The organism is Anoxybacillus sp. (genome assembly GCF_036834105.1).
Taxonomy (GTDB): domain Bacteria; phylum Bacillota; class Bacilli; order Bacillales; family Anoxybacillaceae; genus Anoxybacillus.
In genome coordinates this window covers 1-8,973 of sequence record NZ_DAITON010000096.1, presented here as the reverse complement: position 1 = coordinate 8,973, position 8,973 = coordinate 1, and the positions used below count along the sequence as shown (strand labels likewise).

Below are 8,973 nucleotides of genomic sequence, written 5' to 3'. Positions count from 1 at the left end.
TGTTTGTCTCTTAGGGATGGAAATTAATGTAATAAAAAATGCTCATCTACAGTTAGTAAGAAAAATTTTGAACAACTCAAAACGTTAGCTTATAAGACGATCAAAGTGAAAAAAGGTATGTTTTTGTTTCAAGAGGGGCAAATAGGTGAAAACTTTTTCGTCGTCTTATCTGGTAAATTTCAAATTAGTAAATTTTCCGGGGATGGAAAAGAGTTGTGTTTACGGCTATGCGGTCCAAACGCGGTGATCGGGGAACTCATGATTTTTTCAGACAACGGTAGATATTTATTTAACGGTCGTGCGCTAGAAGATAGTGAAGTGCTAGCGATAAAAAATGAGGATATTGAAAAAGAACTGCTCGCTAATCCAGAGTTTGCTGTCGAGTTTTTGAAAATGATGACCGATCACTTTCGTAAGCAACATACAAAATTCCGTGATCTTGTTTTATATGGAAAAAAAGGGGCATTATATTCGACGCTCATCCGTATGGCAAATAGTTACGGCATTCAGACAAAAGAAGGCATTTTATTAGACGTTCCAGTTACACACCAAGATTTAGCGAATTTTAGTTCGACATCGCGTGAGAGCGTCAATCGGGAATTAAATACGTTAAAAAGTAAAGGAATCATTTCCTTCAAAGGAAGAAAAATTATTATTCATAGCTTAGACTATTTAAAAAAGCAGATTAACTGTGAAGGATGTCCAGCTTCATATTGCAACATTGAATAGTCAATAAACATTCATTTTTTTCATTATACGTGTGACGTGCATCACACGAAAACATACATCTTTTTTATACAATGATTGTGTAACCATTAAGCATGCGAAGAAAAGAGGGATGACGATGGAGTTTTCACCTTGCAGTCTCATTGGAAGTGAGCCGATTTCATTATGTCCGCCATTGCAACGATTAAAAGAAGAGCACGTCCCATTAAACGAACAAAAGTATGCTCTTTTTGTTGAAGCAAAAAGCATTTACGATGGTAAAGAACAAGATGTTGTTCAAGCGCTTATTCGTTTGCGCGAACATGTACAGCAATTTTTACAACAACTTGATCCGCATTCACGTCGGGAAGAAGATATATTATTTCCGATGATGGAACGCTACATTGGAAAACAATTCGGTCCGATTGCAGTCATGGAGTACGAACATCAAGAAGCGAAAAGAAATATTGCGACATTTTTACAAAAAACTGAAACGATTTGCGAAAAAGAAGCAAAGCAACTAGCTTCTTACGTAATCAACGCCTATATGATTTTAACCGATCACTTTACGAAAGAAGAACAAGTGCTTTTTCCAATGGCTGAAAAGTTATTATCAGTCGAAGAAAAAGAACAATTAGCAAAAAGAATAAATGAGATCGAAGGCTAATCCATGACGGATTAGTCTTTTTCAGTTTTTCCCATCTTCACTTAATGGGATGGGGGCGCTTTTCTAATATTTCGACATATTTGTGACAATTAAAAAACATGTGAGGTACCTCACATTTATTTGTGATGTTCCCGTTTATAGTGGAGATAGAAGGATTTCATACGAAGAGGAGTGAGCGATGTGAAAAAGAAGTCACCGTTGTTCAAACGATTGAACTACGTGAAACCGATTGAACGTCATGCAGATGCGCATAGTGAAGTCACATATCAAGATCGCGATTGGGAGCAAATATATCGTAGAAGATGGCAACATGACAAGGTCGTACGCTCAACACATGGCGTAAACTGTACAGGTTCATGTAGTTGGCATATTTATGTGAAAGACGGTATCGTCACATGGGAAGGTCAAAAACTCGACTATCCAACAACAGGACCGGATATGCCCGATTTTGAACCGCGGGGCTGTCCGCGTGGGGCAAGTTTTTCTTGGTATATTTATAGCCCGCTTCGCGTGAAGTACCCGTACGTTCGTGGCGTGTTGTTAAATATGTGGCGTGAAGCATTGCAGCAACATAAAAATCCGATTGATGCTTGGAAAAGCATCGTTGAAAACCCGGAGAAAGCAAAGCGTTATAAGCAGGCGCGTGGAAAAGGTGGATTTGTTCGTGCGGAGTGGGATGAAGTATTAAAACTTGTTGCCACCTCTTTACTTTATACAGTCATGAAATATGGTCCAGATCGAAACGTTGGTTTTTCTCCAATTCCCGCAATGTCGATGGTTAGCCATGCAGCAGGTGCACGCTTTATGTCATTGATGGGTGGACCGATTTTAAGCTTTTATGATTGGTACGCTGACTTGCCACCAGCTTCACCACAAATTTGGGGAGATCAAACGGACGTTCCAGAAAGTAGCGACTGGTATAACGCTGGTTACATTATGACATGGGGATCAAACGTTCCAATGACGCGTACTCCAGACGCTCACTTTTTAGCAGAAGTTCGATACAAAGGAACAAAAGTCGTCTCGATTAGTCCAGACTTTGCTGAATCGACGAAGCTAGCGGATGAATGGTTGAGCGTTAAACAAGGGACAGACGGCGCTTTAGCGATGGCGATGGGGCATGTTATTTTAAAAGAGTTTTATGTAGATAGACAAGTACAATACTTTACAAACTATGCAAAAACATACACAGATTTTCCATTTTTAGTTACGTTGAAAAAGAAAGAAGATGGGCAATTTGTTGCTGATCGTTTCCTACACGCGTCTGATATTGGACGGAACACGACAAATGGGGAATGGAAACCAGCGCTTTGGAATGAACGAACAAATGATTTTGCGATTCCGAATGGAACAATTGGTTCACGCTGGGAAAACAAAGGAAAATGGAACTTAAACATGGTAGACGAAGAAACAGAGGAAGCGATCGAGCCGCGACTGACGATGTTAGGCATAGAAGACGAGGTTGTAACTATACAAATTCCGTATTTTTCTCATGATGGAAACAAAATTTTAAAACGTGCTGTGCCTGTAAAACGCGTACAAACGGAGCATGAAGAATTATACGTCACGACCGTATATGATTTAGTGCTTGCTAACTATGGGGTTGATCGTGGGATCGGTGGTGAAGTAGCGAAAACATACGATGACCTTATTCCGTTTACGCCAGCATGGCAAGAAAACATCACAGGTGTGAAGCGCGATCTCGTTATTCAAATTGCGCGCGAGTTCGCTCAAAATGCAATCGATACAAAAGGTCGCTCAATGATTATCGTTGGCGCAGGGATTAACCATTGGTTTAACTCAGATACGATTTATCGTGCCGTCTTAAACCTCGTTTTATTCGTTGGTGCACAAGGAGTAAACGGGGGTGGTTGGGCGCATTATGTTGGTCAAGAAAAATTGCGTCCGGTAGAAGGTTGGCAAACGATTGCGATGGCACGAGATTGGCAGGCTCCACCAAAACTGCAAAACGGCACATCATTTTATTATTTTGCAACGGATCAATGGCGGTATGAGGATACGCCGGTTGGGCAACTCGTCTCACCGCTTGTTAAAGAGGCGCGTTACCAACATTATGCCGATTATAACGTCCTTGCGGCGCGTTTAGGTTGGCTCCCTTCATATCCAACGTTTGAGCGAAACGGAATTGATTTGTATAACGAAGCTTTGGCATCAGGAGCGGAAACAATTGAAGACATTGGCACATACGTAGCAAACCAATTAAAAGAGAAGAAGTTGCGTTTTGCGATTGAAGACCCGGACAACGAGAAAAACTTCCCGCGTAACTTAATCGTTTGGCGTGCTAACTTAATTTCAAGTTCAGGAAAAGGACATGAATACTTTTTGAAACATTTGCTCGGAACATCGCACGGATTAATGAACGATGACAAAGATAGTCTTCGTCCGCAAGAAATAACGTGGCGTGAGGAAGCACCTGAAGGAAAATTAGATTTGCTTATTAACCTCGATTTCCGAATGGCTGGAACGGCGTTATATTCTGATGTTGTATTACCTGCAGCAACATGGTATGAGAAGCATGATTTAAGCAGTACAGATATGCATCCGTTTATTCATCCATTTAATCCTGCGATTGCCGTACCATGGGAAGCACGTTCAGATTGGGAAATTTTTAAATCGCTTGCAAAGGCCGTATCACAAGTAGCGGAAGAAGTAGGCATGATGCCAGTTAAAGAAGTTGTGGCGACACCGATCCTTCACGATACTCCACAAGAATTAGCACAACCGTTTGGAAAAATTAAAGATTGGAGTAAAGGTGAATGTGAGCCGATTCCAGGAAAAACGATGCCGCAAATTCACGTTGTTGAGCGGGACTACACAAAAATATTTGAAAAAATGACAGCGCTCGGTCCAAATGTTGTCAAAGCACCTTTTGGTGTAAAAGGTATGACATGGTCGGTAGAAGAAGAATATGAAAAATTAAAACAAGTGTTAGGAACAGTTCGAGGCGCCACTGTTGCGAACGGTTGCCCAGATATAAGCGATGCAAAAAAAGTAGCTGAAGCCATTTTAACTCTTTCATCAACGACAAATGGTCATGTGGCGGTAAAAGCATGGGAATCTCTTGAGAAAAAGACGAATTTACAATTAAAAGATTTAGCGGAAGAGCGAGAAGAAGAATGTTTTACATTTGAACAAATTACGGCGCAACCGAAAACAGTCATTACATCGCCTGCATTTAGCGGTTCGGAAAAAGGTGGACGTCGCTATTCGCCATTTACGACAAACGTGGAACGACTTATTCCTTGGCGGACGTTAACAGGACGTCAATCATTTTATATTGATCATGAGTTAATGCAAGAGTTTGGTGAAACGATGGCAACGTTTAAGCCTATTTTGCAACATAAACCGTTCCAAAAAAATCGTCCAGATGTCGAAGGAAAAGAGATTACGCTCAATTATTTAACGCCGCATAATAAATGGTCTGTTCATAGTATGTATTTTGATTCGCAACCGATGTTGACGCTATTCCGCGGCGGTCCAACTATTTGGTTAAGTAAAGAAGACGCGGAAGAAGCAGGCATTCAAGATAACGACTGGATTGAATGTTTCAACCGAAACGGTGTCGTTGTTGCGCGTGCAGTCGTTTCTCACCGCCTTCCGAGAGGAATTGCATTTATGCATCATGCTCAAGATCGGCATATTAACGTACCGGGATCAAAATTAACGAACAATCGCGGCGGTACGCATAATAGTCCGACACGCATTCATGTCAAACCGACGCATATGATCGGAGGATACGCGCAATTAAGCTATGGATTTAACTATTACGGTCCGACTGGAAACCAACGCGACTTGAACGTCATTATTCGCAAGTTGAAGGAGGTTGATTGGCTTGAAGATTAAAGCACAAATTGGCATGGTAATGAACTTAGATAAATGTATTGGCTGCCATACGTGCAGCGTCACATGCAAAAACACCTGGACGAATCGTCCAGGTGCCGAATATATGTATTTTAACAACGTAGAAACGAAACCTGGCATCGGTTATCCTAAAAAATGGGAAGATCAAGAGAAATATAAAGGCGGTTGGGAGTTGAAAAATGGGGAGCTACAGCTAAAGGCGAGCTCAAAAGCAAATCGATTACTCAATTTATTTTACAATCCGAACTTACCAACGATCGACGATTATTATGAACCGTGGAATTACGATTATGAAACGTTAACAAATAGCCCTGAGAAGAAACATCAGCCTGTCGCACGTCCAAAATCTTCATTGACTGGAGAGTTTATGGAGTTAAAATGGGGGCCGAACTGGGAAGATGACTTAGCTGGTGCGCATGTCACAGCATTAGAAGATCCAAACGTAGTGAAAATGGAGCAGTCGATTCAAGCGGAATTTGAACAAGTATTTATGATGTATTTACCGCGCATTTGCGAGCATTGTGTTAATCCTCCATGCGTATCAAGCTGTCCATCTGGAGCGATGTATAAACGAGAGGAGGACGGCATCGTACTCGTAGATCAAAATGCTTGCCGTGCTTGGCGATATTGCGTATCAAGCTGTCCATATAAAAAAGTGTATTTCAACTGGCAAACAAGCAAAGCGGAAAAATGTACATTATGTTTCCCACGATTAGAAGCTGGATTGCCAACAATTTGTTCTGAAACGTGCGTAGGACGTGTGCGTTATCTTGGCGTAATGTTGTATGACGCAGATCGCGTAAAAGAAGCAGCGAGCGTAACAGACGAAAAAGAATTGTATGAAGCGCAGCTATCTATTTTCTTAAATCCACATGATCCGGAAGTCATTGCGAAAGCGAAAGAAGAAGGAATTCCACAAGCGTGGATTGAGGCGGCACAAAAATCACCAATTTATAAAATGATCGTTGATTGGAAAATCGCATTACCGTTACATCCAGAATATCGGACATTGCCAATGGTATGGTATATTCCGCCATTAAGCCCAATTACAAATATGATTGAAGGAAAAGGAAGCAGGGCAAGTGAATACGACATTTTCCCAGCCATTGATGAGATGCGCATTCCAATTGAGTATTTAGCTCATTTATTAACGGCTGGTGATCAATCACATATTCGTACAGTGCTGAAAAAAATGGCAGCGATGCGTTTATATATGCGTGCGCTACAAACAAATAAACAACCGAATGAACAAATGATTCAGTCGTTAGGGCTAAACGGAGAAGATATTGAAGAAATGTACCGTCTATTAGCGATTGCTAAATACAACGACCGTTTCGTCATTCCAGCATCGCACCGCGAACAAGTTGCTGAGTTATACGCAGAACAAGGTACGTGCGGATTATCGTTTATGGGTGGACCGGGACCATGCGGCACCATTTCGTCATAAAGGGAGAGGATTCAAATGGATTATGTTCACGTACAAACGGTGTTTGAAATCGTTTCGTATTTGTTATCGTACCCAGATCGGCAATGGCGGAAACAACTAGATGATTGTGCAACGTTTAGTCAACATATTCCGCATCGTCCAATCGTTCAAAACATACAAAAATTTATTGACTATGTGAAACAAACGGATGAAATGACGTGGATTGAAACGTATGTGTATACGTTTGATTTTGGCAAAAAAACAAATTTATACGTCACATATATGAGCACGGGCGAACAAAGAGAACGTGGAATCGAACTGTTACAATTGAAGCAACTGTACAAATCAGCAGGTTTTGACATAACGGAGCGAGAATTGCCGGACTACTTACCGCTTATGCTTGAATTTGCATCACAAGCAGAGCGTGTGTATGTTCAACCGCTCATGCAAAAATATTTCAATCATATATCTCACATTCGTGAACAGCTCATTGCAGCTGAAAGTTATTACGCCATTTTATTCGATGTGTTGCTCATGGCACTTGAAGAGATAGGGGTGCGTAAACTTGCAGAAGGGAGCGTGTCGTAATTGCTCGAACAATTTCTTTGGGGATACTTCCCTTACATCGTTTTAACGATTTTTATTGGCGGACATATTTATCGCTATCAGCACGATCAGTTTGGATGGACGACAAAATCGAGCGAATTTCTTGAAAAACGATCGTTGCGGCTCGGAAGCATTTTGTTTCATTGGGGGATCATTTTCGTTTTCATCGGTCATGTGATGGGCATTCTTATTCCGAAAGCGTTTTATGATGCGATAGGCGTTTCCGAGTATATGTACCATACGATGGCGATCGCGTTCGGGCTTCCAGCAGGGATTGTTTCTATCGTTGGTTTAGCGATTCTTATTCAACGTCGTTTAACAGTGAAGCGCATTCGTTTGATAACTAGTAAAGCAGATTGGTTCGTTTTAATTTTATTAGCGATTGTCATGTTGACCGGTTTTGCTTCTACATCATTGAATGTGAATGCTGACGGATTTGACTATCGAACAACGATCAGCCCTTGGTTTCGCACCGTTTTAACGTTTCGTGCAGATCCAACATACATGGAAAGCGTACCGATTTGGTTTAAAATTCATATCATCTCAGCTTTATGTATTTTTATCGTTTGGCCGTTTACACGATTAGTTCACATATTTAGTATGCCGTTTCGTTATTTAGGGCGCAGTTACGTCGTTTATCGTCGTCGTGTTCCGAAGCAACAATGAAAGAGGTCTCTTTTTCGAGATCTCTTTTCTTGTTTCACTATATTGACTCACATTTCGCACCCTTCCGACGAAAATCGGGAGGATTTTTTTGCATCGATGTGGAATGAATCCTTGACACACAAGGAATGCAAAGGAGTTTGTCCACCATGGATGTTCAAATTTGTGAGATTTATGACAGTTCCTATTTGAATATAATAAGTGCCCTTTTCCAAGATCTTGACCTTCTCCAGCTCATCGATCGGCTGGTTCCGGTGGATCCCCAATGCCAAACCCGAACCAGCGATGCGGTCAAGCTGATCCTTCTGGATATCTTGAGCGGACGACAAGCGCTCGTCCATTTGGAGCGATGGGCGCATGAGATCGATTTGTCGAAGCTGATCCGGCCGGGGCTGAAGCCTTCTTGGTTCAATGATGATGCGTTGGCTCGTCATCTCGACCGCCTGTATGAGGCGGATATTCACAAGGTGATCAGCACTTGCTTGATTCACATTTATCGGAAAGAAGGCCTTCCTCTCTAGGCCTTCCACGTCGATACGACGGACAAGACCGTTTACGGCGCGTATGAATCGGTCTCGTCAGAGGCCCTGCGGATCACGCATGGCTACAACCGGCATCATCGATGGCAAAAACAGATCGGTTTCGGGCTGATCGGCAACGAGGATGGCATCCCGTTTTACGGCGATGTGCACGACGGCAACCTGCCGGACAAAACGTGGAATCCGGAGGTGCTGTCCCGTGTCCACGAACAGCTCAAACAAGCCAAGATTGAAGACGAATGGATTTACGTGGCCGATTCCGCCGCCATGACGAAAGACACTCTGGCGCAGACGAAAGCCGCCAACGCCTTTTTGATCACGAGAGGCCCATCGTCGCTCCGAATCGTCAAAGCTGCTCTGGCGGAAGCGGATGTCCAACCCGATCCAGCGTGGAGCGACTCCTTTTCGTTGGCCGAGAAAAACGGCGCGGCCGGCCGAAAAAAGGGGTGGAACCCGAGGTGGAGACGCTGTATCTTTTGCGCTTG

6 protein-coding genes and 1 pseudogene are annotated in these 8,973 nt (G+C 42.5%); all 7 read left to right on the top strand.

Features of this window, described 5'->3' with window-relative positions:
- Window positions 1-99 precede the first annotated feature (99 nt).
- Window positions 100-729, top strand: a complete 630-nt coding sequence (locus tag V7Z64_RS09730; RefSeq protein ID WP_297991221.1) for a Crp/Fnr family transcriptional regulator — start codon at window positions 100-102, stop codon at window positions 727-729.
- Between the two features lie 115 nt (window positions 730-844).
- Complete coding sequence (locus V7Z64_RS09725) at window positions 845-1,372, top strand: hemerythrin domain-containing protein (protein ID WP_003394319.1); 528 nt, start codon at window positions 845-847, stop codon at window positions 1,370-1,372.
- A gap of 180 nt (window positions 1,373-1,552) precedes the next feature.
- The gene (locus tag V7Z64_RS09720) at window positions 1,553-5,236 is read left to right on the top strand and encodes a nitrate reductase subunit alpha (RefSeq protein ID WP_297991218.1); all 3,684 of its coding nucleotides are present in this window, start codon (window positions 1,553-1,555) and stop codon (window positions 5,234-5,236) included.
- Window positions 5,226-6,701 carry a nitrate reductase subunit beta gene (narH, locus tag V7Z64_RS09715; RefSeq protein ID WP_297991216.1) on the top strand — a complete coding sequence of 492 codons (1,476 nt, stop codon included), beginning with the start codon at window positions 5,226-5,228 and terminating at the stop codon, window positions 6,699-6,701. The genes V7Z64_RS09720 and narH overlap by 11 nt, the downstream gene beginning before the upstream one ends.
- A gap of 15 nt (window positions 6,702-6,716) precedes the next feature.
- Window positions 6,717-7,268, top strand: a complete 552-nt coding sequence (narJ, locus tag V7Z64_RS09710; RefSeq protein ID WP_297991214.1) for a nitrate reductase molybdenum cofactor assembly chaperone — start codon at window positions 6,717-6,719, stop codon at window positions 7,266-7,268.
- Complete coding sequence (gene narI / locus V7Z64_RS09705; protein WP_297991212.1) at window positions 7,269-7,952, top strand: respiratory nitrate reductase subunit gamma; 684 nt, start codon at window positions 7,269-7,271, stop codon at window positions 7,950-7,952.
- Window positions 7,953-8,098: 146 nt separating this feature from the next.
- Window positions 8,099-8,973 (top strand): annotated as a pseudogene (locus tag V7Z64_RS09700) (IS1634 family transposase); the annotation flags it as partial.